The sequence below is a fragment of the Sorangium aterium genome (assembly GCF_028368935.1).
Taxonomy (GTDB): Bacteria; Myxococcota_A; Polyangia; order Polyangiales; family Polyangiaceae; genus Sorangium; species Sorangium atrum.
This window is the reverse complement of the sequence record NZ_JAQNDK010000001.1, coordinates 3,191,543-3,216,966: the sequence shown is the minus strand read 5'-3', so window position 1 is coordinate 3,216,966 and position 25,424 is coordinate 3,191,543. Positions and strand designations below refer to the sequence as shown.

General features: G+C 67.4%; 20 protein-coding genes and 1 other RNA gene. 11 read left to right on the top strand and 10 right to left on the bottom strand.

The window, feature by feature from the left end; genetic code table 11:
* Positions 1-17 precede the first annotated feature (17 nt).
* On the bottom strand, positions 18-194 hold the full coding sequence (locus tag POL72_RS11865) for a hypothetical protein (RefSeq protein WP_272095247.1): 177 nt from the start codon (positions 192-194) through the stop codon (positions 18-20).
* 244 nt (positions 195-438) lie between these two features.
* Here POL72_RS11865 and POL72_RS11860 point away from each other — a divergent pair, with 244 nt between their 5' ends.
* Together POL72_RS11860 and POL72_RS11855 are read left to right on the top strand one after the other, a co-directional pair.
* Positions 439-1,086 (top strand): acyl-CoA-like ligand-binding transcription factor, encoded by a 648-nt coding sequence (locus POL72_RS11860; RefSeq protein ID WP_272095246.1) that lies wholly within the window; start codon positions 439-441, stop codon positions 1,084-1,086.
* A 409-nt stretch (positions 1,087-1,495) separates the two neighbouring features.
* Entirely contained in the window at positions 1,496-2,326 is an 831-nt protein-coding gene (locus tag POL72_RS11855) for an SDR family oxidoreductase (protein WP_272095245.1), read from the top strand.
* Positions 2,327-2,531: 205 nt separating this feature from the next.
* On the opposite strand, the gene POL72_RS11850 is transcribed toward POL72_RS11855, so the two are convergent.
* The 3 genes from POL72_RS11850 to POL72_RS11840 form a co-directional block, all read right to left on the bottom strand.
* Positions 2,532-3,479 (bottom strand): hypothetical protein, encoded by a 948-nt coding sequence (locus tag POL72_RS11850; RefSeq protein ID WP_272095244.1) that lies wholly within the window; start codon positions 3,477-3,479, stop codon positions 2,532-2,534.
* Between the two features lie 866 nt (positions 3,480-4,345).
* Positions 4,346-4,660, bottom strand: a complete 315-nt coding sequence (locus tag POL72_RS11845) for a DUF3817 domain-containing protein (protein ID WP_272095242.1) — start codon at positions 4,658-4,660, stop codon at positions 4,346-4,348.
* Positions 4,657-5,025 carry a hypothetical protein gene (locus POL72_RS11840; protein WP_272095241.1) on the bottom strand — a complete coding sequence of 123 codons (369 nt, stop codon included), beginning with the start codon at positions 5,023-5,025 and terminating at the stop codon, positions 4,657-4,659. Before POL72_RS11840 ends, POL72_RS11845 begins: the two co-directional genes overlap by 4 nt.
* A 488-nt stretch (positions 5,026-5,513) precedes the next feature.
* Here POL72_RS11840 and POL72_RS11835 point away from each other — a divergent pair, with 488 nt between their 5' ends.
* Positions 5,514-6,320 carry a GlxA family transcriptional regulator gene (locus POL72_RS11835; protein WP_272095240.1) on the top strand — a complete coding sequence of 269 codons (807 nt, stop codon included), beginning with the start codon at positions 5,514-5,516 and terminating at the stop codon, positions 6,318-6,320.
* A 945-nt stretch (positions 6,321-7,265) separates the two neighbouring features.
* Here POL72_RS11835 and POL72_RS11830 read toward each other — a convergent pair.
* Positions 7,266-7,679: a hypothetical protein gene (locus POL72_RS11830; RefSeq protein ID WP_272095238.1), complete on the bottom strand. Its 414-nt coding sequence runs from the start codon at positions 7,677-7,679 to the stop codon at positions 7,266-7,268.
* Between the two features lie 1,132 nt (positions 7,680-8,811).
* Complete coding sequence (locus POL72_RS11825) at positions 8,812-9,906, bottom strand: RNA polymerase sigma factor (protein ID WP_272095237.1); 1,095 nt, start codon at positions 9,904-9,906, stop codon at positions 8,812-8,814.
* 132 nt (positions 9,907-10,038) lie between these two features.
* Between POL72_RS11825 and POL72_RS11820 the strand changes: the two genes are divergently transcribed.
* From POL72_RS11820 to POL72_RS11805, 4 genes are all read left to right on the top strand, one after another.
* Entirely contained in the window at positions 10,039-11,214 is a 1,176-nt protein-coding gene (locus POL72_RS11820) for a peptidase associated/transthyretin-like domain-containing protein (RefSeq protein WP_272095236.1), read from the top strand.
* Positions 11,208-12,869, top strand: coding sequence for a hypothetical protein (locus POL72_RS11815; RefSeq protein WP_272095234.1), 1,662 nt, complete (start codon positions 11,208-11,210; stop codon positions 12,867-12,869). Before POL72_RS11820 ends, POL72_RS11815 begins: the two co-directional genes overlap by 7 nt.
* A gap of 183 nt (positions 12,870-13,052) precedes the next feature.
* The gene (locus POL72_RS11810; protein ID WP_272095233.1) at positions 13,053-13,904 is read left to right on the top strand and encodes a hypothetical protein; all 852 of its coding nucleotides are present in this window, start codon (positions 13,053-13,055) and stop codon (positions 13,902-13,904) included.
* A gap of 1,747 nt (positions 13,905-15,651) precedes the next feature.
* Positions 15,652-15,819 carry a hypothetical protein gene (locus POL72_RS11805; RefSeq protein WP_272095232.1) on the top strand — a complete coding sequence of 56 codons (168 nt, stop codon included), beginning with the start codon at positions 15,652-15,654 and terminating at the stop codon, positions 15,817-15,819.
* A 231-nt stretch (positions 15,820-16,050) separates the two neighbouring features.
* Here POL72_RS11805 and POL72_RS11800 read toward each other — a convergent pair whose 3' ends face one another.
* The gene (locus POL72_RS11800) at positions 16,051-16,521 is read right to left on the bottom strand and encodes a hypothetical protein (RefSeq protein WP_272095231.1); all 471 of its coding nucleotides are present in this window, start codon (positions 16,519-16,521) and stop codon (positions 16,051-16,053) included.
* A 1,240-nt stretch (positions 16,522-17,761) separates the two neighbouring features.
* On the opposite strand from POL72_RS11800, the gene POL72_RS11795 reads away from it, so the two are divergent.
* The gene (locus POL72_RS11795; RefSeq protein WP_272095230.1) at positions 17,762-17,929 is read left to right on the top strand and encodes a hypothetical protein; all 168 of its coding nucleotides are present in this window, start codon (positions 17,762-17,764) and stop codon (positions 17,927-17,929) included.
* Between the two features lie 247 nt (positions 17,930-18,176).
* On the opposite strand, the gene POL72_RS11790 is transcribed toward POL72_RS11795, so the two are convergent.
* Positions 18,177-19,028 carry a hypothetical protein gene (locus tag POL72_RS11790; RefSeq protein WP_272095229.1) on the bottom strand — a complete coding sequence of 284 codons (852 nt, stop codon included), beginning with the start codon at positions 19,026-19,028 and terminating at the stop codon, positions 18,177-18,179.
* A gap of 942 nt (positions 19,029-19,970) precedes the next feature.
* Positions 19,971-20,315: a transfer-messenger RNA gene (gene ssrA, locus POL72_RS11785) on the bottom strand.
* 458 nt (positions 20,316-20,773) lie between these two features.
* Here ssrA and POL72_RS11780 point away from each other — a divergent pair.
* A complete protein-coding gene (locus tag POL72_RS11780; RefSeq protein ID WP_272095228.1) occupies positions 20,774-21,064 on the top strand; it encodes an oxidative damage protection protein in 291 nt (96 codons plus the stop codon).
* A gap of 255 nt (positions 21,065-21,319) precedes the next feature.
* Here POL72_RS11780 and POL72_RS11775 read toward each other — a convergent pair whose 3' ends face one another.
* Positions 21,320-22,105, bottom strand: coding sequence for a hypothetical protein (locus tag POL72_RS11775; protein WP_272095227.1), 786 nt, complete (start codon positions 22,103-22,105; stop codon positions 21,320-21,322).
* A 349-nt stretch (positions 22,106-22,454) separates the two neighbouring features.
* On the opposite strand from POL72_RS11775, the gene POL72_RS11770 reads away from it, so the two are divergent.
* Both POL72_RS11770 and POL72_RS11765 read left to right on the top strand, forming a co-directional pair.
* Positions 22,455-23,528: an esterase/lipase family protein gene (locus tag POL72_RS11770; RefSeq protein ID WP_272095226.1), complete on the top strand. Its 1,074-nt coding sequence runs from the start codon at positions 22,455-22,457 to the stop codon at positions 23,526-23,528.
* Between the two features lie 100 nt (positions 23,529-23,628).
* Entirely contained in the window at positions 23,629-25,404 is a 1,776-nt protein-coding gene (locus tag POL72_RS11765; RefSeq protein WP_272095225.1) for a hypothetical protein, read from the top strand.
* Positions 25,405-25,424 lie beyond the last annotated feature (20 nt).

Sequence of the window (25,424 nt, the reverse complement as noted above, 5' to 3'; positions counted from 1 at the left end):
GTAGAAGGTGACACGCCCTACCCGTTCGCGCGAGGCGTGCGCCGAGGCTGTCGGCAGGCCGAGCCGTAGCTCGCGCTCTTCGCCGCGTTGCGACTGATGAGCACGATGTCGGCGCCGAGCATCGCCAGGGACCGCGCCGTCTCTTTGCCGATGTCGGACGTCGCGCCCCTGATGAGCACGCGTTTGCCTCTCATGAACAGCCATGGTCTCGTCTCCTGGGTCCAATGCCCGCGGCGGGGGTGAGCGGCCGCCCTGCGGCGCCGCGCTGTCACGCGCTGGACCCATCGCCGGGCCTCCGTGGCGGCCAAGGCGGTGATGCGCGGCAAGCAGCGATGCCTCGCGCGCGAGCCTCTTCGTCCGGCCCCCACCCACGGCGGGGCACGGCGAAGAACAATGTGCTCCTCGGTCGCGTTTGTCAGGGAGGAGCACCCGGAGCGTGTGCGTGGTACCTTGGCCCGCATGAAGGAGGCCGGCGCGTCGGGGCTCAGGGAACGCAAGAAGGAGCGCACGCGCGCGCAGATCATCGAGACCGCGATCGAGCTCTTCTTGAAGAACGGCTACGAGCAGACGACCCTCGATGACGTGCTCGGGGTGGTCGAGGTCTCGCGGAGGACGTTCTTCCGCTACTTCGAGTCGAAGGAAGACCTCGTGATCGCGTGGATGGACCAGTTCATCGAGGCGGCGCGCGAGGCGGTGCGGGCGCGCCCGCGGAGCGAGCCGCCCGTCGTGGCGCTGCGAAACGCCCTCAAGACGATCGTGAAGCTCCACGAGGGGGATCTGCCCCGCTTCGCCCTGATCCAGCAGTTCGTCGCGCGGACGCCGGCGATCCGCGCGAGGCAGCGCGAGCGGCTGGGACACTGCGGGGAGGAGATCTGCGAGCCGCTGGCCGAGCGCATGGGCCTGGACGCGCGGCACGATCTCGCGCCGCGCGTGCTGGCGAGCTGCGCGATGGCGGTCGTGCAATCCGCGATGGACGCGTGGGTCGCGCGCGGGGCCACCGACGACCTGCCAGAGCTCGTGGACGAGGCCTTCGGGACGCTTGCACGCGAGTTCGGCCGCGGTGGGAGCGGCACCTCGCCGCAATGAGCGCCGGCTCGGTCGTCTCCGCCTGAGGCGCGCCGCCGGTCCGTCCGCCGGCGAGGAGCGCTCGCGAGAGGAAGTGCGCCTTCTTGACAAATGCCACTGAGTAGCTATTCTTCCTGGGTAGCTGCTTCCAGTCCCGTTCCGGTGCTTGATCGCTCCACGATCCTGCGATCGAAGGGGGCTCAGCGCGCCTTTACAGCTTCCGTTTGGATCGACCTTGCCGAACCGCTTGGCCGAGGCGGCCACGTCTGAATTGGCGGCGGATGCTCACGATCGCGCGATGCCAGCGCATGAGACCCTCCATGGCACCTCGGCGCGCGGCGGCGCTGGCTTGCTTCTGATTCAGCTTCGAGCGGTGTCAGACCGTCGGCGGCTGGCTGGACAATGCCGGTCACGACAAGAAAGGAATCCTATGGCAAGGGTATTGATTACCGGGTGCAGCAGCGGGTTCGGCTTCGAGGCAGCCAAGACGTTCCGAGCTCGTGGGGACGAGGTGTTCGCCGGCGTGCGCGACTTGAGCGGAAGAACCGTCGGCGAGTTGAGGGAGCTCGGCGTGACGCCGGTCGTGATCGATGTCACCGACGACGTGGCTGTCGAGCGCGGTGTCACCCAGGTGCTGGCGGCAGGCCCGCTCGACGCGCTGGTCAACAACGCGGCGATCTTCCTGCACGCTGCGGTCGAGGAGACCTCGGACGCCCTGGCATACCGCATGTTCGAGACGAACTTCTTCGGTCCGCTGCGGATGAGCAGGGCCGTGCTGCCCTCGATGCGCGCCCGAAGACAAGGGGTGATCGTCAATGTGTCTTCCGTCGCCGGTTTCCTCGGAATGCCGGGGCACGGCATCTACGCCGCGACCAAATTTGCGCTCGTGGGCATGTCCGAAGCCCTCTACCATGAAGCCAAGCCGTTCGGCGTCCGCGTACGGGTCGTGGAGCCCGGCGCCTTTCCAACGACGGAGATCTTGCGCAAGGCTCTGGGATCGGCGCGTCACTTCGGATCTCCTTACCAGGCCCACCTGGACGCCTTCGCGTCGGCGATGAGCTCGTTCCAGAAGGCCGCACCGTCGCCGGACGAAAGCCTCGTGATCGAGGCCATCTGGCGCGCGGTGCACGAACCGGAGACACCGTTCCAGCAACCCGTTGGCGCCGACGCGCAGGCCGTGGCGGCCGCTCGCCGCGCGCAGCCGTTCGAGGCCATCGAAGCGATGATCCAGCAGACGCTCGGGCTCGGGTCAGCGTCGTAGGTCGCGCGAAAGGCATCGGCGGATCCGCGGACGGTGCTGCTCGGCCAGCTCGCGGAAGGCATGCGGGCGGCGCTCGCCGCGGGCGACGTCGAGGCGGCGCGCATCGCCCGCGAGACGATCGGGCGGCTGCTCGGCGCGCCCTCGAGGGCATCCCCGTGCACGTGCACGCGCTCCGACGTCACGCTCCCTGACCGAGGACCCTCGTTCAGTGGAAGGCGAAGCGGTCGACCGTGATCTTGTAGCTGAGTTGTTCGCCGCGCTCGATGCGGCCACCGAGCGATAGGTTGTGCTCCTCGCCGCTCGTCGCCACGTACTTCGCGTCGGCCGCCACGAAGGTGCACGCACCCTCGATCGGCTGCGGGCGCTCGGAGAGGCAGCCGTAGCCGTCGTCGGCAACGGGGCGACAGATGCGGGTGTCGATCTTCAGCACCTCGACCTCCGCGCGCGAAAACAGGCGCTCCTCGTAGGTGATCTTCATGGGCTCCTCGCAGCGAACGTAGATGGGCAGGTACTGGTGCTGCGCGTCCCGGTACACGACGCCGTCTTCGATCTCCTCGCGCGTGCCCTCGGCCACGTCCAGATAGCCCTTCAGGCGGACCGGCGCCTCGACCGCGGCGGGGAGACCCTCGGCGGGCATCGCCTCGGCGTGCGGGTGATCGCCGGCGTAGACGAGGACGTTGAGGAAGCGTTGCCGCGCGCCGTCCCCGGCGGGGTCGAAGATCTCGCTGACCGCGTCGCAGCGTGCGGCCTGCTCGGCGGAGTGGCTCTCCATGTTGTCCCCGCTCGACTCGAACCCGAGCTCGTAGACACCCACGCTCGCTCCCCAGCCATTGTCGTTCTTGGACGCGGCCAGGCCGGCGGCGTCGTTGTTTGGGGCGATCCAGAGGTTGTTGGTGGTGAGCGCAGGGACGTGCTTCAGCGAGCGAACGAGGGAGCCGCTGTCACCGCAGCCGCGCCCGATCTGTTCATAGGTGGTGTCTACCTCCGCCGGAGTCGACGGGGTTGCCGGCGCCTCGGTGGGCTCGGCGCTCGTGTCGCCGTCCGATCCGCCGCAGCCCGCGACGAAGATGAAAGGAGCCCCCACGAGAACCAGCGAACGAAAGTAGTTCCTCATGACGGAGGTAGCAGCAAAGCTCGTACCTTCCCGATCCATGCGGATTTTCCGTCCGAATCGCAGCGCGAGACGCGACGCGTGAACGAGGCGTCACACCTCGGCCGCTTACGACGCGGCCGGCGTCATCGACCTCGCCGCCGAGCGCACCCGGCGCGGCGGGTAGTCCCGGCTGGGCCCGCGCTCGCGGCGGAAGACGTGGAGGCGGCGCGCATCGCCCACGAGAGACCCACGATCTGCGCTCGTGGGCATGTCCGAAGCCCTCTACCATGAAACGAAGCCGTTCGGCGTCCGGGTGCGGGTAGGGGAGTCCGGCGCCTTCAGGTGAAATCTAGAGATGGTGGGCAAAGGCAAGCCCCTTGGCAGACCGTCGGTGCATCACACTCCCTGGATCCAGCGTCGAAGCAAGGAAATCCCAGCTGGATCGACGGTTTCCGTGGCGACCGGCGGCATCCGCGCCAAGAACACCCCGTCGCGGTGGAACCGGCGGAACAGCGGGCTCGCCTCGGGATCGCCCGGCCTGACGAACCGACCCACCGCCGTCCGGTAGACCGGCGTGAGCTCGGGCTTCTCGAGCCGATCGACGCGCAGCGAGAGATCGGGGAAACACCCAGCGCCGCTTCGTGGCCCCGTCGCTCCACAGCTCGAACCGAGGCCGAAAGGCGACGACGCCCTCGGCGAGCTCCTCGGTCTGGACGTCGGCGAACAGGCCTGTCTCCGAGAGCCTCGATGGGACCTGCGAGAGGCTCTGCTCGGAGATCTCCGAGCACTGGCGATAGCTCTGGAAGTGGGCGCAAGCAGGCGTCGCTACGAGCGCCGCAGAGAGCGCCAAGGCCGCCTTCGCGGCGGGCGCTCGTCGAGGAGAGCGCGCTGCCGTGGCCATCGTCAAAAGGCCCGATGCCGTGGCGTCAGCCATGGGGCGCAGTCCTCGCGTCGCCCTCGATCTCGCGCTTCAACGCCCGATCCAGCGCGAAGGTCCCGCCCGGTACGAGCGACGCGAGGAGCGCCATGAGCGAACGGCGACGCGGCCAGTCACGCTCGGTGGCCGCGCGAAACAGCGCGGAGACGAAGAGGAGAAAGAAGAGCCCGTGGGCGCTGCCGGCGATCCGGACCGCGATCGGCAGGCCGAAGATGTATTTGAGCGGCATCGCGACGGCGAGGAGAACCAGGAACGACAGCCCTTCCAGGAAGCCGACGACGCGCAGGGTGCGAAGCGCGCTCATGATCGGACGTCAGACCAGGTGGGCCGAAAGACCATCATCAGCAGCACCACGAAGAGAGGGGCAAAGGTCGAGACGAACGCGCCGAGCGTGCGCCGGTCGCGCGCGACGCTGCGAACGAGGGCGAGCTGCGAGACCAGCGACAGGACGAGCCCTGCGATGACCCAGAGCTCCATCAAAGGAATCTGCAGCTGCGTGGTCATCAGGTATCCCGCGATCCACGTGACGACCAGCCCTGGGGAGGCCACGGCGTGGACGGCGCGTTTGCGATCGGCGTGCACCGTGGCGACGAAGCTGCCAATGAGGCCGCCCGCGTACAGGATGACGCCCAAGAACTTGATCAACCGTAGTATCTGGTAGGCGGGCATGAGGGGGATCCATGGCGCGACGCGAGGCGCTCTTCACGGTTCGCCTTCTCGGGATGACCACGACGACTCCGAGACGTGAGACGGTCGGAGGGGCTCGCAAACGAGGGGATGACCCGGATGCCGGTGGCATCAAGCCGTCATCGCTCGGCATAAGGCACGGCTGGGATATGGCACTGCCGGGACGGCCCCGCGAGGGGCGTTCGTGCCAATCTTCGACGACTTCTGGCCAGCTCGACGTCCCGAACCCGCGCCGGATCATAAAACCGTTGGCATGAAGTGGATAATCAAGCATCTTTCAGCCATGCACGTCGTGGCTGTGGTCGCGATGGACGGGGTCGTCCCCTTCGACCTGTCGACGCCCTGCGAGGTGTTCGGGCGTGTCCGGCTGCCCGGGGGTCGGGCCGGGTACCAAGTCCGTGTTTGCGGGGTGACGCGCGAGGTGAGCGCCGGAGCGTTCGATCTCCGGGTGCGCTGCGGCCTCGACGAGCTTGACGCGAGCGGACACCATCATCCTTCCGGGCGTCGCCGAGGCGAGCGTCCCGGTCCCGGACGCGCTCTTGCACGCGGTCCGCGCCGCGGCGACCTCGGGCGCCCGCGTCGCCTCCATCTGCACGGGGGCGTTCCTCCTCGCCGCGACCGGGCTGCTCGACGGGCGCCGCGCCACGACCCACTGGCTCGCGACGGACGAGCTCGCGCGCCGCCACCCGGCCATTCGCGTCGACCCGAAGGTGCTCTACGTGGATGAGGGGCAGTTTCTGACGTCGGCGGGCGCCGCGGCGGCGCTCGACCTCTGCCTCCACATGGTGCGGCTCGACTACGGCTCGGCCGTGGCCGCGGACACGGCGCGGCTCTCGGTGATGCCGCTCGAGCGCGACGGGGGGCAGTCGCAGTTCATCCTCCACGAGCCGCCCGCGCCGGACGGCTCGTCGCTCGAGCCGCTGCTGCGGTGGATCGAGGAGAGCCTCGACAAGCCGCTCACGCTCGAGGACATCGCGCGGCGCGCGGCCCTCAGCGTGCGCACGCTGAGCCGCCGCTTCCGCGAGCAGACCGGCACCACGCCGCTCCAATGGCTGCTCCGGGCCCGCGTGCGCCGCGCGCAGCAGCTGCTCGAAACGACGGGGCACTCGGTGGAGTCGATCGCGGCGAGGGTCGGGTTCGGCTCGCCGGCCGCCTTTCGCGAGCACTTCCAGCGGCTCGTGACCACGAGCCCGCAGGCGTACCGCCGCGCCTTCCGCGCCGCGCCGATCAAGGCGAACGGACGCCGGGGGGCGAGCGTGAAGTCGAGCGCTTCTTGAGCGCTGGATCGGGCAAGGATGGAAGCCGCACCTACATCGATGCCATGTGTCAACGTTTTGACTGCCTACTGCGTATGACACCCGAGAATCTCTCCCACAGGGCACCTTCCCCAAACCAGCGACGGGCCAATCCGAGGGCTGGTGCGCGATAATCGTCCATTATCGCGCACCAGGACGCCCCTGAGCAAAAGCAGGAAAACGACGTTCCTTATTTGTTGATATTTTAGTTGATTGTGATTCCAGTTAATGGATCGAGTTCGATCTGTGTCAGATTTGTCGACTTTTGTTCATGTCAACAAACATCGATCGGCGGATCGAGCCCGGTCCTCCAGTATCTGGCCCGCAAATTCCCCCGTCAGAAGGCGCGTTCGTGCGGCGCTCGCCTCATCGCCGAGTCTCGCATGGCCCATCCACGCTCAATCGGCTTTGGCCCGCGACTCGCATTCCTCAAACATCATGCTGCACGGTCGGCTCATTTTCGCGGTTGCTTCTCTCCCGTGGTTCGCTCTCTGTGTCGCCTCATGCTGGATGCCCTCGGAAGCGATCCTGGAGACCAAAGGCACTGCGAACGAGTCAGAAGCCGCCGACATGGCGCTATCGGAGGAAGGCGCTACGAGCGATCCAGAAGCGGCCGAGACGATGGATGGCGAAGTTGTGGACGAATCCATAGAAGAATCACTGGATGCGATTGGGGGTATCAAAATCGTCCGCTGCAAGAAATCCGATCGTGGCATTCCATGCATGATGAAGTGTGCAGACGAGGGGATCTCGTGTGCAGCGAAGCGACCTCATCCAACAGATCACAACGTCGGAGACGGAGAGCTTGGGCAGTGCAGAAGGAGAAGCGTCGTCAACAGTTGTTGGTATCACTACCCAAATGGTCAGCTCTGTGTCTTTGTCTTGTGGAGGTCGTTCTGTCGCGTTGATAACGACTGATGGCGAAGTTTATTGATCTGGATCGCGCAAGCTGCGGGCGGCTTCGCGCGCCGCTCGCTCCCAGTCCGAACCGAACAGACCCTCCATGCACTGGAGCGAGAGCTGGTACAGCTCGGGCGGCCGCTCCCCTCCGGCCAGCGCTGTGGAGCCCATCGTGTGAAGCCGGCGCATCCGCTCGACGTCCTCCAGGGTGATGGTCGTGGGGCCCTGAATGCGCCCGTCCACATGCTCCATCATCGCCCGCTCGACGGCGCCCATGGTGTTCTCCCACGCGGATGGATCAACCCCTAGATCAGCGTCACCGCGCTTCAGCGCGCAGGCCAGAAGGTAGATATAGCCCATGGCGAAGACCTGGGCATCGACCGCCCATGCGAGCTCTTCTTCCAAGTCTTCTTCCGCCTCGGTCCGCTCCTCGTTGCTCATGGCGTGGACTGTACTTCCGTGTCGAGAGGCTGCCAGCGGCGGAGGCCGCTCCAGGCGAGCGGCCACGGAGGCGAAGAACCGCCGCGGGCACCTCTAATCGCTCGCTGTGCGCGCGTTCGTCGCGCGCGCCGGCGCCCTGGAGCACGGCCGCTGCTCAGATCCTGGCGCGCGAGCATCCCGAGCGCGCCGGTGTCGATGTCCACCAGGGCGAGCGCGACGCCGTCAGGCGAGCGTCGACCGTGCGTTGCGCAGCGAACAACCCGACGCGGGCGCGCGGGTGGTGCGCCCGGTGGACGCCGGCGCGGCGCAGGGTGTGGCGCCGGCTTCCGCCTGGTCGACCTCGCGCCGCTCGGCCCCTGCGTCCAGCCCCACCGGGGCGCACGGCCCCCCACGCGGCCGCGCCGCGCTCACTCGTTGCGCGTGCCGCGCACGCGGTGAGCGCGAACACCGATCGGTGCGTCATCCGGGCCGCGCCAGTAGGGTTCGACGTGGACTAGCTTGCGCAGCTGAGACCCAGGACCATGAGGCTGTTGCTTCCAATGTCCGCGCACAAGCGTCTGCACCGTCGGCGAGTCACCCGAACGGCCTTGCACGAAGGACCGGATTGCGGATCTCACGCCATCGTGATCACCGAGATCACCGCGTCGTGATCGCTCGGAGCAGCGCATCGTGATCACTCTGCCAACGATTGCTCCTCGCGGCGTAGGACGGCGATTGTGGGCCTCGGCCCCGCCTGCGTCCAACGCGTGAAGCTCCGAGCGCGGTCCTCGAGGCCAAAGTCAGCCGACATTGATGACTGCCAGCCGGTCCGGCACCGGTCGTGCGCTGCGGCGGTAGTTCCGGTAGACGCCGAGCCCCTGCTTCAGCAACAGTGCGGGAGAGCCAAAGGTACTGTCGCTTGACAGCGCCGGGAGCCGATGCTGCCGGCGTCATTGATCTCGCTGCCGAGCGCGCTCGCCGCGGCGGGTAGCGCCGGCCGGCGTGGCGCTCGCCGGTGGGTCGAGCACCCCGCCATCAAAGAGCTGGATCGACAGGCGCGCCATCGGCATCAACGACGGCGCTCAGTAACAGCGTCGCTCGAGGACGCCGCCGTCTCCACCACTGGCCATCTGTCGCCAAGGCGGCCGCCGATTCAGCGAAGTTGCAGCAGCAGCGCCTCGCGCTCCCGGGCCAGCTGACCCCGAGGGAACTCCATGGCGTGCATGTCGAGCAGGCGTCGCGCCTCGACGTCAGCCCTGGCGTTGTAGGCCTCGATGGCCTTGCGCGCCTGGAGGATCAGGTCCTTCTCGCGCTCGCTCGCGACCGTGCCTACGGCGCGGACGGGCGGTGAGGAACGTACAGCTGTTGCGGCAGGTGAAGCAGGCTTGCCGTTCATTGCGGCCGGTGCATTCTCGCCGGGGGCCGGGATGCCGCCCTGCACCGGGGGCGAGGCTGCGGCGACCGCGCGGCGTGCGTCTGGCTGGTCGAGGGGCGGTGTGGTGTGCTGCTGCGGGGGCGTGGCCGCACCGGCGTGGATCGCTGCCGGCCGTAACCACGGGGTCGTGCTGGCCGAGCCTGACGAGCGTGGAGCTGTCGCGACGACGGCGCCCGCCAGCACGACGAGCGTCGCCTGCGCGAGGACCTTCGCCCCGACCTTCTGAAGGTGCAGCGCGGTCGTCCACCGCGGGCGACGGAACAGGCCGAACGCCACTGGGACGCAGGGCTCCTTGTCCCAGCCTCGGAATTCTTGCTGCGCCATCCAGCGCCGCTTTGCCTCGTCGAGCTGCTCGAGTGCCCTGCGGTGCTGGCTCCTCACGGTGGCCAGCTTGAGCCCCAGCTCGGCGGCGATCTCGGCGAGGGACTTCTCCTCGAGCTCGTGCTTGACCAAGAGGTCGCGGTACTTGGGGTCGACCTGCTCGATCAGGTCGCGCATGGTTGCTTCCCGCTGCTGCCTGCGGAGCAAAGCTTCCGCGCTCGGTTGGTCCCCTCGGAAGTCGTGCTCGTCGAACGGGGTCAGGACCTCACCCCGACGGCTCGCGTCCCGTAGGTGGCTGCGGGCGAGGTTCAGGGTGATGGTGACGGAGTACGGCGCTGGATCCACGCCCGACTCGAGCCGCCCTCTCGCCTCCCAGTCCCGTAGGAGCGCTTCCTGCGCGAGGTCCTCGGCGTGTCGCGCGGGGACACCGACCCGCCTGATGAGGCGGCGGAAGCGCTCGAAGTGGGGGGGAGTTCGTGCTGGCTTGCCCACAGCTGGTAGCACCCCTGAGCTGGCCGGAAGGGTTCAAGAAAGAGAAGGGTCGATCAACTTTGGTAGGATAATGTGCGCTTTGTGATGTGCGTACCTGGGCAGCTCCACTGCTCGGAGGGTCAACGAGCTCCTTTGCGTCGTCGGGCCGATCTTTGCCTGGCAAAACGTCCGTTCCCTGCGAATTTGTCGCCGTTGACGTCGCGCGCCGGGCGTAAGTACGTTCCGCGCATGCGTGACGTTGCGCCTTCGTTGTTGTTCTGCCTGATGCTTGGTGCCGCCGCTGCCTACACGAGCCCCGCCAGCGCCGAGGACATCTATTCGACGCTGGAGCGAAGCGGCAGCTCGACGGTGAAGGACCATGTTCGCCGTGCGCAGAGAGCCCGTGACGCAGGTCGGTGGACCGAGGCACACGTGGCCTACAAGGCGGCGCTCGAGGCGACAGACCCGGCGTCGAACACGGAGAAGGAGCGCGCGGAGATCGCCGGAGAGCTCGGCCTGTGTGAGCTCGAGCTGCGCAAGTACCGTGATGCTGCCGAGCATCTCGCCTGGAGTCTCGAGCAGCGCAGCGTCCTGCCTCTTGAACTACAGCTGCGGTTCGACGCCGGGCAGCGCAAGGCAGCGTCGCATGTCGCGACCCTCTACCTGTCCGTCGACCCGCCGGACGCGGAGGTGCTCATCGACGGCAAGCCCATCAGCGCGCCTGCACGGACCTACAGGCTATTCCTGGAGCCCGGTCAGCACATGGTGCGGGCCCGGTTGGCAGGCCATGAGGAGGCGTTCGCGTCGTTCGACGCGCAGGCCGGGAAGCCGACGACCATCTCGCTGCAGGTACCGCGCGCCGTAGCGCCGGGCACCCCTGCGAAGGGAACCTCAACCAAGAGCTTCGCGCGAGGAGCGCAGGCGTCGTCTTCCGTGGAGCCGTCCTCCACCGCGTCGACGCTCCGCATCGGCGGCGCGGTCGTGGCGGGGGCAACCATGGCAGCCGGCGGCGGGTTGCTGATCTGGAGTGCCTACGCCGAGGATGAGCTCCACGATCGAGCTACCGCGCTGCGTGGCGCGGATGAGGACGCGAGCCGATGTGCCCGCCCGGACGCGCCGCGCGCGTGCTCGGAGCTGCGCGACCTGCAAGGGAAGCGGGATCTCCTGAAGAAAGCCGGCTGGGTGACCCTTGCGTCCGGCAGCGCGATCGGTGTGCTGACGCTCGCGTCTCTGCTCGTGGACCGAACCTCGCCGCCCAGCGATGGCGTGCGTGTCATTCCCACGGTGAGCGGACAGCACGCGGGGCTGATAATGATCGGTGCATGGTAACGAATGTGGAGCTCCAGGTCATGGATACCTCATCGAAAAGTCGGCGCGGGGTGGCTATCATGGTGCCCATCGCGCTCGCGTACGGAATCGCTGCCTTCTTGTGCGGGTGTTCCTCCGGTCCGGATAGGGTACCCGTCTGCGACGATGACCCCTTGGTGAGAACGCCGGAAGACGGATGCGGTATTTTCGTCAGCTCAAGCCTGGGAGACGACGCGAACCCCGGCAGCCGCGCGGCGCCGGTGAAGACCTTCTCGAAAGCCCTCGAACTTGCAGACATGGGCAGCCACCGCGTCTACGCGTGCGCGGAAACTTTCGAAGAAACGCTTGGGTTTTACGGCATAAGCATCTGGGGCGGGTTCGACTGCGCGAACGGCTGGCGGCACCTCGGTGCCAGCGCGAGGACTGTCGTTGCTCCGGAGGGGCCCGTCCCGCAGGTGGTGCGGTTTGGCGGACAGGGACTTACGTTTGCCAACCTGCGGTTCCTGGCCCCCGACGGCAACGATGTGGACCACGTCCAAAAAGGATCCATCGGGATAGCAACCCTCAAAGGGGTCCAGCTCAAGCTCGTGGCGAGCGAGGTCATCACTGGGCGTGGTGGAAAGCCGGGCGGAAGCTCGATTCCGATCTACCTCCGTGATGGCAGTGAGATCGAAGTGATCGACAGCCGCATCGTCGCTGGAGACGGAGCAGACGGCGAGCCTGGAGCCGCGGCTGAGGGCGCGGCAGCATCCGATGGAACGCCAGGACGCCCGGGGGCAGACGCGTGTACGGCGGACGCCATCGCAGGGACGCCGGCCGTTACAACCGAGTGCGACGACGGGCGATCGGTCAGCGGCGAGGGCGGCCTCGGGCTCGTGGATCGGGGCTCCGGAGCTGGGAACGGGGAGCCTCTCCCAGATCCCAACCCGACCGGCGCCGGTGCCGGAGGCGTGGGCCAGCTGGGAAGTACGGCGTGCAGCGATGGGCAGCGCGGCCTCGACGGTGCCGTTGGTGCGCAGGGTCAAGGAGGGAGGCGCCCAGGCGCCGTCAGGTGGGGGGTTACTCTGGGTAAGGGACAGGACGGCAAATTCGGGCGCCCTGGCCAGGGGGGCGGTGGGGGCGGTGGCGCGAGGGGTGGTTCCATGGCCTGCGGTGCAGGCCCGATCGGGGGTGCATTCGGCGGTTCTGGCGGCTCTGGCGGTTGCGGCGGCAAGCCGGGGAAAGGTGGCTTTGCCGGGGGCGCGAGCATCGGTATCGCCACGAGGGGGTCCAAGGTCAAGATCCGCGGGACGACGATCGAGACGGGACGCGGCGGCCGGGGTGGGGCGGGCGGGGCGGGGCTGCCGGGGGGTAGCGGAGCCCCCGGCGGCGATGGCGGACGAGCGGTGCCCGACACACTTCCAGGGTGCCGCGGCGGCGATGGCGGCAACGGGGGGCCCGGGGGCGGCGGAGGCGGTGGGCTCGGCGGCCATTCGGTCGGCATCGCGTATCTAGGGGCCACGGACGTGACGCGGGAGGAGGTCGAGGCGACGTTCGCGCTCGGAACCGCGGGCAAGGGTGGACCTGGTGGCGACCCAGACGCCACCGAGAGCGCGGGTGACGATGGCGTGGTAGCCGAGTTTCTTCCCTTCGTTACCGACGATCCGAACGACCCGAACCCCGCTGCGCCAGAGTAAGCGGCATCGATACGAGGAGAGAGGATGATGAGCTCACTGTCGAGGCGCAACCGGTGGCATGGAGCGTCCGAGGAATGGCCTCGGCTGCTTGTTGTCGCCATGTCTGCGGGGATCGGGACGCTCGGGTGCAGTGCTGATCCGGGAGCGTGGGAACCTTGCGAGGAAACGCTCACGTGCACACCGGTGGTAGACTGCAATGCCGATCACGGTAATCCCAGCCGGCCGGTCGACTGCGAGGGTATCTATCTAACCGTAGATGGCCGCGACGATGATCCGGGCACGCGAGAGAATCCCGTGGCCACCTTCGCGCGTGCGTTCGATCTCGCCCGCGACCATGGAATGCGCGTCTACGTGTGTGCCGATCCTTTCAACGTGGAAGTGCGCGTGCCAGCAGGTATGGAGGTATGGGGTGGGCTCGATTGTCGCGATCCCCGTAAACATTGGCCGCTGCATCCGCTCGGCGAGCTCACCACGATCGCTCCAGGACCGAACCGGATCCCGCTCACCCTTGCGGACGACGCGGCCGAGTCCGAACCTCGAAGCTCCGTCGCCACGACGCTCACCAGGATGCGGATGGTCGCACACGACGCCACGGTTCCGGGTGGTTCTTCCATCGCCATGCGCGCCCTGCCGGGGGTGACGGTGGACGTGCGCCTGAGCGAGATCGTGGCTGGGGACGGTGCAGATGGGGCCATCGGCGCTGACGGAGGCGCCGAATCAGCACGGGAGGGCGCACCAGGGAACCCGGGAGCCGTGGCGTGTTCTGCGGACGTCGTGACGGGAGGGGCGCGGGTCACCACCTCATGTGACGATGGCGTTTCCTCAGGCGGGATGGGCGGCGTCGGTACCAAGGGCGATGGTGGCGACGGCGAGAGTGGCGACCCTGTGCCAGTCACCAACCCGATGGCGTACGGCCTGGGTGGAACTGGGCAAGACGTCATGTCCTGCACAGATGGAACGCGCGGCCTGGTGGGGGATGACGGCGCGAACGGTAACGGTGCGTCAGGCAGGGGAGGCTCACAGACACAGGGCTAGAAGGCAGCGCTGGCGAGAATGGCCAGACGGGGCAGCACGGCTACGGCGGCGGCGGTGGGGGCGGCTCGCGCGGCGGAGCCATGTTCTGCGGCACAGGAGCGGCACAGGGCGGCGCTTCGGGCGGTTCCGGCGGTGCTGGCGGCTGCGGCGGCGAGCCCGGCAAGGGCGGCGGTCCAGGCGGATCCAGCATCGGGATTCTGTCTTACCACGCCAGCGTCCACGTGAGTAAAACCAGTATCATCACGGGTCGCGGCGGCAACGGCGGGCGAGGCGGAAAGGGCCAGTACGGCGGCGTGGGTGGGTACGGCGGCACTGGCGGAGGCAACAGGGCTGGGTCGCAGCCAGGCTGCCGTGGTGGTGATGGCGGGAAAGGCGGCAACGGCGGCCGGGGCGGTGGAGGCCACGGAGGACACTCTCTTGCGGTGGCCCATACCGCCGACCAGGGCCCCAACGTCGAATCCGACTCTCCGATCAAGTTCGGCATCCCTGGTGACGGTGGAGGCGCCGGCGATCTGAACGCGAACCCGGGCAAACCCGGTGCCGCAGCCGTCTCGATGGGCTTTCAGGACTAGGCCAATGGCACCATGATAGACGTGCGCCGGCATGAGAGGGCGCGGTAATGCAAGGGGCAGAGGATGAGCAGGACGTCAGGGCAGGATCCAGCGCCGCCTGCAACCGTGCGGCAGCATCTGCCTGCTCGGCCTCCTCCCGGGGAGGGCGCGACTGGCTGAAGCAGAGTCGGCCCGCCTTGCATTGGGAGTCGTCCCGGGTACCAAGCCACACAGGCCAGTTACTGACAGCCGAGTAGTGTCGGCACAAATATATCTGCGCTCTCGGCTGGCTGACAGATCGTTCCTGTAGGGCAGTCCCCTCCACCATGACACGCGATCTGCTGGAATGACTCGGAGCACTCGGAGGGGGCGATGCACTGGGTGCTGCCGTAAAAAGCGGCTCCGACGCCGATGCAGCATACCTTCCCATTGGTGCAATCTTCTGGCCCGTCGCACTTCATGTAGACGCCGTGGCCGGTTGTTGGGTCCAAGCATATGCCTGTCTCTTCAGCGCAATTCCCCGATAAAGGACAGCAAACCTGTTCGCAGGTAACAGCATCACAAGCAATGGCCACTCCGGATTGTGCCTCTGAAGAGCTTGGGTCTTCCCCGGTGCCGCTGCACCCGGCCAGGGCGAGGGCGAGGCTGAGTGCAAGCGAGATGTCGCGCTGTGTCATGTCGCCATCATACCTGGCGCAGTGGTCTGGGCGGGCGATCTAGCGGTCGATTCGGCGAGCCGAAGGCTACTCAGCTTATTTGAACTTGGACGGACACCGGACGGCGTCCGTTCACTCAGCCTCGCTGGTGGGTCCGGGGGTCCGGCATCACAGGCGCGGACCGGGGTTCACCCCGCCGGCCTGGTGCCCGCGGTGGAGTTCTGTGAAGGCCCGTGCCCTTGCGCTACCCGCCGCGCCCGTTTCGGATGGTCCCACCTACATTCAGCCACGCAGCAATCCAGCATCGCCAAAATTCGTCAGGTCACACGCAGGGCACACAAAAAGCAGAAAACACGGCTCTCGCCGTGTCTTCTTGGTGGAGGCGCCGGAATCGAAACGCCTGCCGAGGGTAGGGATCCGCAGGGATCGCGTAGGTTTCCGCATGCGACGGGAGCGGCAACCGTGCCGTCGATGGCAGCTAAGTGCGCGAAACCGCGTCAGGCAGACGAATCGCGGACGAAACCGGCCGACCCGCGGACGGTGCTGCTCGGCCAGCTCGCGGAAGGCATGGGGGCGGCGCTCGCCGCGGGCGACGTCGAGGCGGCTCGCATCGCCCACGAGACCATCGGGCGGCTGCTCGGCGCGCAGGGGGCCGACACGGCCGGCGTCATCGACCTCGCCGCCGAGCGCACCCGGCGCGGCGGGTAGCGCCGGACGGGGCGGCGCTCGCCGCGGGCGACGTCGAGGCGGCTCGCATCGCCCACGAGATCATCGGGCGGCTGGTCGGCGCAGCAGAGACAAGGAGGTCCAGCACTCCGGCGCGTAAGCGGCCTAACGACTTGGCCATCACCCGCCGTCGCGCGAGCGAGCCGGAGGCGAGCGACCGCGCCGGTCGGGTGCATGGCCTCGTTGGGCAGCTTCGTGTACGCTTCGGAGCCATTACTTCTGCCGGGACTGCGGAGGGATGCCGATGCCGACTTCTTCCCGTAGCCACTCTTGGAGATGGCCGGCCTCCAAGCTGGAGTTGCGAATCTCATAGCCGCCACTGGTGCCGAGCTTAACTTCCCGGTACGCGTCGGATCTCTCCCACAGGTAGGCCTCGCAGCCGGCGCTGCCCGCATCACGCGCCATGGACTTCTTCTCGATTAGACCGCCTCGAGCGATCTCCGCCTTCTTCCGCATGTCGGCCAGCTGCGCAGGAGGAACGCGGCGCGACTGGAGGACGGGATTTCTGAATCGCTCTCTCAGCCCGGTCTCAAGATAGAGTCCGTCCCCGGCGGGTTGGGGATCCCAGGTCCTTCCCAGGTCATAGAACCAAATCCGGCCCTGATCATCAATGACGTGCCCGTGATGCTTACTAAGGCCCCAGGCAAAACTCACGTAGTAGCAGGAAAAAAGCGGCTTGCCCATTCTCACTCCCTTCGAATTCGGGTCCGCCTCGAGGATCGGAGGGGAGCGAGGCGTAGGTTGAGGTAAGTCGTTCGCGGCTTGTGGCTGAAGCGTGGGCTCCGGGCTTGGTTCCACGGGATCCGAGATCGCGGACCTCGCTACGGAAGGCGCGTGCGACGGAGCAGTTGATTCGTCTCGTCCGGGTTCCGACTGTTCGCGTCGCGAGCAGGAAACCGATACAAGGCTCGATGCAAGCGCCGCTGCGATGTAACTGAGGAGGACCTTGGTGTGAGTCATACGTCACCCGAAGTAGATAGCTGCCCCGTTGCCTGCCCAACATCGCAATCAGTTGCGTTGCGCGGCCTAGCGGCGGTCTATAGCATGTAGGCGGCGAGGCGCCGCGGCCAATCTCAGTATTCACGCGAATAGGTCGCGATGCTCCGCGGCACATCTGCGTATTCCCGTGAATAGGCAGCGATTTTCGCGACCTATCCGCGCATCTCCGAAGAGAGGCCGCCGCTGCGGAAACCCGGCGAGGGCGGGGCATCGGCAACCCCGCGGATCCTGCTACCTGGGGCGAGGGCGGCGTCGTCATGCCTGGAGTCCAGAACGCTCGCGTAGATTGTCAACGAGACGTCCGTCTCGTTGACAGAAGATCCGACGGCACAACCCTACGCGCCGACGGATGCGGTCCGCGCCGAGAGCGCGTCTCTCCGGCCCTCATGGCCGGTCGAGCCATCCTCATGGCCACCTCCCTCTACGAGGTCAGCGGAGCTACTGTCCCGTGTCAAGAGGCGCCCGCTCGGCTGCATCGTCTCGGGTAGGTAGGGGGATCGGGGTCGCCTCCGGTCCACCTACAACCGGTTCCGCGTCCGCGTCACTGGTCCCGGCTTCCAGCAGGGCGGACCCGGGATCCGGATCGCAGGCCCCTCAGTCGGCCATCCCGCCCCGTTCCGTTCCGCCCGTTCGGCTATCGCCACCCACTGCCGGTGCCCTGTCTCACACCGTCGAGCCCCGCCAGACCTCGCCAAAATTCGTCAGGTCACACGCAGATCCCACAAAAGCAAGAAGACACGGCTCTCGCCGTGTCTTCTTGGTGGAGGCGCCGGGAATCGAAACGCCTGCCGAGGGTAGGGATCCGCAGGGATCGCGTAGGTTTCCGCATGCGACGGGAGCGGCAAGCGTGCCATCGACGGCGGCTAAGTGCGCGGAACGTCGTGAGCCGGACGAATCACAGACGAAACCGGCGGACCCGCGGACGGTGCTGCTGGGCCAGCTCGCGGACGGTATGAGGGCGGCGCTCGCGGCGGGCGACATCGAGGCCGCGCGCATCGCCCACGAGACCATCGGGCGGCTGCTCGGCGCGCCGGGAGCCGATGCGGCCGGCGTCATCGACCTCGCTGCCGAGCGCAGCCGGCGCGGCGGGTAGCCCCGGCTGGGCTCGCGCTCGCGGCGGGCGACGTCGAGGCCGCGCATCGCCCACGAGACCATCGGGCGGCTGCTCGCTGCAGCAGAGACAAGGAGGTCGAGCACTCCGGCGCGTAAGCGGCCTAACGCACGGATGAGCCGCGGTGCGAAGCGCCGTCGGATCCATCCGAGAGTTAGGCGATGCTTGTCGGTCTGCAGCACAGAGCAAGCTGAACCGCGCTTGCACCCGTTGAGTATCTGCAAATGCATCACTCACTGACAAGCTCACGGTTACCGACGGTTCGCTGGAGGACGAGTTCAGCGATTTGAATTTCACGCCCACCGAATCCGTTGCGACGAAGAATTTGGATTGTGGCAAGAAGTGCTGCGGAATCGGACGGGCTAGAGTCGTTTGCCAGCTTCATAAACACCGCTCCAACGCGCTTTCCAAAGTCCTCCACGAGCGGCGAATCGAGCTGGGCGCCATAGCGCGAATACGTCACTTCCGGGCGCCCATTCGTGCTCCACCGCGGAACATTGCAGCACCTGTAAGGTCGAAGTGCTATGTTCATGGCTTCCAACTCGATCCACCTTTTGGTCACGTCGTACGCGTTTTTGCGGAACTCGTTAGAAGCGGCGTCCATTGCTGACCAACGAAGGATGGGAGGGCCCAAGCAGACGTGGTGAACGCCGTCCCGGACGATTGGGCCGTGGTCGTAGTCCTCGCCATCGTCACCTTCCACGGCGTCGAGATATGCGACGACACCATGCCATCCGTCGTCTATTCGGTCCACGGCGCGTTGCATGGTAAATAGCTCGATTGTTGCAGACTTGAGTTCCACGCTCGCGATATAGAGCGGCAGGTTGAGTCGTAGCAGCCAGGCGTACGACTCAGTCTCAAATTCAAGCTTGCGTACAGAGGCAGATTTGATCTGTCCAAGGAAGGAATCCTCGGCGACCAGAAAGCGTCCTTCAGGGCGAAGAAGAGTGCATATCGCGTCTATCCCTGTGTCCTCCGTGCGAGGGACGGGCGCAACCGCAGAGAAGGTCCGCAGAAGCTCGATTCCAATTCCCTCTGCCAGATCGCCTTCACGCAAGTTTTTGCCCCGTCGTCCTACCATGCTGCCTCCTATCAGATCTTCATCTGTGCGAGCGTTGCGGGTGATGTGGCTCGGCGGCGGCTACAACTCGCCTAACGTCGCAATCAGTTGCGTCGCAGGGCCTAGCGGCGGGTTATAGCATGTAGGCGGCGAAGCGTCGCGGCATATCTGCGTATTCCCGCGAATAGGTCGCGACGCTCCGCGGCATATCTGCGTATTCCCGTGAATAGGCAGCGACTTCCGCGACCTATCTGCGCATCTCCGAAGATAGGCCGCCGCTGCGGAGACCCGGCGAGGGCGGGGCATCGGCAACCCCGCGGATCCTGCTACCTGGTGGGGGCGAGGGCGGCGTCGCGGTCGAGATACTCCAGGGTCGCCAAGCGCGATGGTTTCCCGCTGGAGCGTTCTGTGGAGGGTACGGGCGTCGTCGTCATGCTTGGAGTCCAGAGCGTTCGCGAAGACTGACAACGAGACGACCGTCTCGTTGACAGACGACCGGGCGGCGCAACCCCACTCGCCGGTCGGTGCGGTCCGCGCCGAGATAGCGTCTCTCTGGTCCTGATTACCGCTCGATCCACCCTCAGGATGTGCTCTACCGAACGCGTACAGCCACCCCCATGGCCACCTCCCTCTGCGAGGTCAGCGGAGATACCGTCTCGTGTCAAGAGGAGCCCGCCCGGCAGCTTCGTCTCGGCTAGGTTGGGGGATCGGGGTCACCGCCGGTCCACCTGCATCCGGCCCTGCTCCACTGGTCCCGGCTTCCAGTAGGGCGGACTCGGGATCCGGCTCGCGGGCCCCGAGTCGGCCATCCCGCCCCGTTCCGTTCCGCCAGTTCGGCTATGGCTATCCGCTACCGGTGCCCTGCTTCACACCGTCCAGCCCCGCCCAGACCCCCGCCAAATTTTATCAGGTCACACGCAGATCCCACAAAAGCAAGAAGACACGGCTCTCGCCGTGTCTTCTTGGTGGAGGCGCCGGGAATCGAACCCGGGTCCGCAAGGCATCCAGTCTACCTTCGTTCACGTGCGTAGTCGCCATGCGCCGGCGACGGCGTTCGTAGATTCGGCTACGACCTATCCCTCACTGAATCTCGGCCGCGTTATCGAGGGCGTCCTCACGCGACCCAGCCCTGTGGTTGACACCCTTAGAGTACTAGGACGACCTTCTCCTCGGATGGCTTAGCGGTTATTAGGCCGCGACAGCGTATGCGTTGTCGTTCGCACTTGTAACGTCCCGCTTGATAGGCGGAGCAGGAGCCGCCAGCACGCAGACAGACCTTCAGTCCCCACGTCGAAGCCGATCGCCCCCTCGTGGTTCGTTCAGACGGACCGAATATTGCTAGAAACCGTGCTGGCGTCAACCCTTCGGTGTCAGATCGTTCCGTCGCTGCCGCCGTCGCGGACGGCGCCGTGCGCCGGTCGAGGCCGTTCCCGTTCGATTCTTCCGGATTTCCTGGCGGCTGCTGCCACCACGCGCCTCCACCGGCCTTGGCCTCCGCCCTCTCCTCGCCCTCCTGCACCGGCCTCAGTCTGCTGCCGCCTGCCCGCCCGCTCGCCCCACCTGCCGCTCTGGCCCCACCTGCCGCTCTGGTCGGGCCGCTACCTGCTCGGCCCCCCGCTGGCCTCGTCCGCGCGCCTGCCGCGGTCGACGGCTCCTCGGGCTCGGCTATCAGGTTGGCCCCCCGCTGACCTCGCCTGTGCGCCTGCCGCTCTCGACGGCTCCTCGCGGCTCGGCTAAGAAGCCCGCGAAAAGGAGTCGGGCAACTTATGGCGAGGATGGTCCAGTGCGTGAAGCTCGGCCGTGAGGCGGAGGGGCTGGAGAAGCCGCCGCTGAAGGGCGAGCTGGGCAAGCGGATTTTCGACAACGTCTCGAAGGAGGCGTGGCGGATGTGGCTCGAGCACTCGAAGATGCTCATCAACGAGTACCGCCTCGACCTCATCTCCGAGGCCGGCCAGCGGATCTGGATGACCGAGCTCGACAAGTACTTCTTCACCGGCGGGAACGAAGCCGCGCAGCTCCCGCCCGACTACGTGGCGCCCAAGGACAAGCCGGAGTAGCCGACCCGCCCGCCGCGGCTCTGCCCGGCAGCCGTCCCACCCGCCCCCGGTCACCAACGTGGACGTGGTCGTGGACGTGAACGTGGACGTGGTCGTGGTCGTGGTCGTGGTCGTTCACGGCCTATCGTTGACGACCACGACCACGACCACGTCCACGTAAACGTTCACGACCACGTAAACGTTCACGTAAACGTTCGGATGTAGGAGAATGTAGCGCGCTCTTGGTTAACCCCAGGGCCGCTGCCCCTCCGCCCCTCAGGGCAGCGGACCCGGAGTCGGCAACGCCCCTCCGCCGCGCACGTACTCGATCAGCGCCGCCGCCATCTGCTTGTCGACCTTCTCGCACTTCGCGGTGACCGCCCCCATCGTCGCGCCCTTGCACTCTCTCTTCCGCTCGATGATGAGCTTGCCCGTCTTCTCGTCGGCCAGGAACGCGTCGCGCGTCTTCTGATCGAGGCTCTTCCACGGGATCGCCGCGAACTTCGGCTTCGGCGGCACGTGCTGCCGGACCTCCTCCGCCATCAGCGTGGCGCACGTCCCGTCCCATCGCAGGACCTCGTATCCGCCCCCGGCTCCGCTCACGACCATGCCCCCCGTCTCCGGCTCCCGGTGATAGAGGATCAGCACCTCCTCATCGAAGACCAGCTTGTCGTTCGAGGACGACCCGCCAGAGGCGTTCACCGCGTCGGTGTCCCGCGTCAGGTACCCGCGCGTGAACGGCGATCCCTTCGCGAACAGGGTGAGCGCCACGTCCGGATGGAACCCGCTGCAGAGGCGCTTTACGAACGCCACCGGCGGCAAACACTCGTTGCCCCGCTGCTCGCACGTCGTCGGGATCTGCCGTGACGCCTCGGCCGCCGCGTCCTCCTCCTTCTTCCCACCTTCACCCTCCGCCGCCTCGCCGCCGTCCTTCGCAGCCGGCGCCGTAGATGCCGCCTCGGCCTCCGCACGATCCGGCTCCGACGGAGGAGGCGCCGCGCCACCGCAAGCGACGAGGGTACCCATCAGGACAAGCGCAAACGAGCTCTGGACAGATCGCATGGCCGACGAACCTACCGGAGCCAGCCCGCCCCTCCGCATGGAAAAACAACGTCGACCCGCGACGCAATGCGCCACCACGGCGTCAAACCACGTGGTGCATTGGCAGAAGGCCCCCCGCTGCCCGCGACGCAATGCGCTGCACGCCTCGAAGGATTCAAATTTCCGACAGCGCTTGACATCAGCATCCCATCAGCAGAGTCTGAGCTGATTCCGGCAGGAGGTGGTCGTGCTGGATCTTTCTTCGTCGGCATTCTCGTCATCGTGTGTTGGGGGTTCGCGTAAGTGCAAGTCTCACACGGGTGCTCGTCGAAGGCGACGGCGAGTGTCCGCTGCTCTCGGAGGGTGTGTGATGGTCGCCGCCAGTGCTCTCCTCGCGGCCTGCAGCGCGGCCGGGGAGCAGTTCGATCCGCCGGCGAGCACCGGCGAAGTGCTCACGGGCGCGGGCGGCGGCTCCGCCTCGGGCGTCTGGACGAGCTCGTCGGGCTCGTCCGGCTCGCCGGACGACCCGGGCGAAGCCGGCGGCGGCTGGCCGTCAGGGAAGCTCGGCCCGCCGTATCCCATCGTGCTCGCTCACGGCTTCTTCGGATTCGAGGACTTCGCGGGCGCGGGATACGTCAGCTACTTCTACAACCTCAAAGAGGCCCTCGCCGAGGGCGGCGAGACGGTCTTCACGCCCTCCGTCGACCCGTTCAACAGCTCCGAGGTCCGCGGCGCGCAGCTGCTCGCGCGGATCGAGCAGATCCTCGCGGCGACAGGCCACGAGAAGGTGAACATCATCGCCCACTCGCAGGGGGGGCTCGACGCCCGCGTGGTGGCGCATGATCGGCCCGATCTCGTCGCCTCCATCGTCACCGTCGCCACACCGCACCTGGGCTCGAAGGTCGCCGACGTGGCGCTCGAGCTCGTCGCCGATGAGCGCCTGCAGGACATCCTGGACGATCTCATCAACGCCATCGGCGCGCCGCTCTACGATCAGATAGGCAACGAGACGAGCGTCTTCGCGGCGCTCGAGCAGTTCTCGACGCCCGGCATCGCGGAGTTCAACGCGAGGTTCACCGATTCTCCCGGGGTGTACTATGCCTCCTTCGGCGGGCGGACGAACCGCGCGCGCGGCGGCAGGGACTGCTCGACGCTCAATCCAGCGCCCTTCGTCGCGCAGTTCGACGACGGCCTCGACCCGGTCCACCCGCTGCTGTCGCTGACGGAGACCCTCCTCGACGGCGGCATCGGCGAGTCGTTCCCGAACGACGGCCTGGTGCGCGCGCGGGACGCGCGATGGGGGGACTTCTGGGGCTGTATCCCGGCCGACCATTTCGACGAGATAGGCCAGCTCTTCGGACAGAGTCCGGGCGACGGGAACCCCTGGCTCTATCTCGACTTCTACCGCTCCGTGATCGCGCGGCTCCGGCAAGAAGGCTTCTGACGAGCCCGCCGTCGTCCACGCTCGCCGCTCGCCGCTCGCCCGCGCTCGCTCCGCCGAAAACCGCCCCGAGCGGCGACCTCTCCACTACCATCACCCGCCGATGCTGAAGGCGCCGCTCACCTGCTCGCTCCCGCTGCTCGCCCTGCTCAGCGCGGCGTGCAGCGGCGACGTGCGCCGGTTCCCCCTGCGCGATCCGGTCTGGCGCGACGCCGACCTGAGCCCCGTCTCGTTGCCCTGCCGGCCCGATCCCGAGGCGCCCAGCGACGATCCGCAGCACCGCCTCTGCTCGCCCGCGCCCTACGAGTCCTCGTTCGCGTGGGACGCCGCCGACAACCTCGTCTTTCGCCCGGTGACGCGGTTCTTCGCCGTGGATCCAGGGGGCGAGGCGGTCAACGTGAACAGCGTCGACGAGGTGCCGGACTCCAGCTGGTTCACGAACCGGATCGGCAAGCGGCCGCTCTCCGTCGAGGAGCTCGTGCGCGGGCCGTGCGGCGACAAGACGCTGGATCCCGAGGCGCCGGACGGGTCCTGGGTCATCGACATGGGCAAGCCGAACGGCGCGAACCCCGGCTTCCGGATCAAGGTCGAGGGCGTCGGCAAGTTCATGCTGAAGGCCGACCCCTCGGACCAGCCCGAGCGGGCCACCGGCGCGACCGCCATCGCGGCGCGCCTCTACCACGCCGCCGGCTTCTGGGCGCCGTGCGACAGCGTTGTCTACCTGAAGCCGTCGAGCCTGAAGCTGTCGCCCGGCCTCACCGTGACCGACAACAGCGGCGTCGCCAGGCCCTTCGATCAGGCGGCGCTCGACGGCGTGCTCGCCAAGGCCTCGAAGCGCGGCGACCGGGTCCGCATGGTCGCCTCGCGCTGGCTCCCGGGCCGCGCGATCGGCCCGTTCAGGTACGAGGGGACCCGGGAGGACGATCCGAACGACGTGATCCCGCACGAGGACCGCCGCGACCTGCGCGGGGGGCGCCTGCTCGCCGCCTGGCTCAACCACTTCGACTCGCGCGAGCAGAACTCGATGGATGTCTGGCTCGCCGAGGACCCGAAGGACAAGGACGCGTCGCCAGGCCACGTGCGCCACTACTACATCGATCTCGGCGACTGCTTCGGCAGCGAGTGGGAGTGGGAGGAGATCTCGAAGCGCCTCGGCCACGCGTTCTACTTCGACGCCGAGTACGCGCTCCTCGACTTCGTGACGCTCGGCATCCCCGAGCGGCCCTGGGACCGGGCGAGCCACGACCCGCAGGGCGACATCTTCGGCTTCTTCAGCGATCGCGACTTCCGGCCGGAAGCCTGGCGCGGCGGCTACCCCAACCCGGCCTTCGGGCGGATGACCGAGCTCGACGGCGCCTGGGCCGCCCGGGCGCTCGCGCGCTTCACGCCGGAGCTCATCGAGGCTGCCGTGCGGACCGGCGACTTCACGGCGCCGCGCCACACAGCGTTCCTGATCGGCAAGCTCCTCGCGCGACAGCGCGCGATCATGGCGCGGTACCTGACGCGCCTGTCGCCCATCGCCGACGTCGCCCTGGCCTCGCCGGTGGCGCTGTGCGGCGTCGATCTCGCGCGGCGCACCGGCGTCGCGCGCCCGCAAGACCTCCGCTACGAGGCCGCGATGTACGCCGGCGAGTCGCTCGCCCTGCACACGCGGCCTGTCGTGCGCCCCTCGCCGGACGGCGGCGTGTGCCTCTCGCTCCCCCACATCGCCGCGGACGGCGGCGCGCCCGACGACGCGCCCTCGCGTTATGCCATCATCGATGTCCTGAACGGGCAGGCGCCCGGTCCGCTGCGCGCCCACCTCTACGACCTCGGTCCCCGCCGCGGCTACAAGCTCGTCGGCATCGAGCGCCCCGACGACGCCGAGCCGCCCAACTGAGCTTCCCCCGGGACACGCCC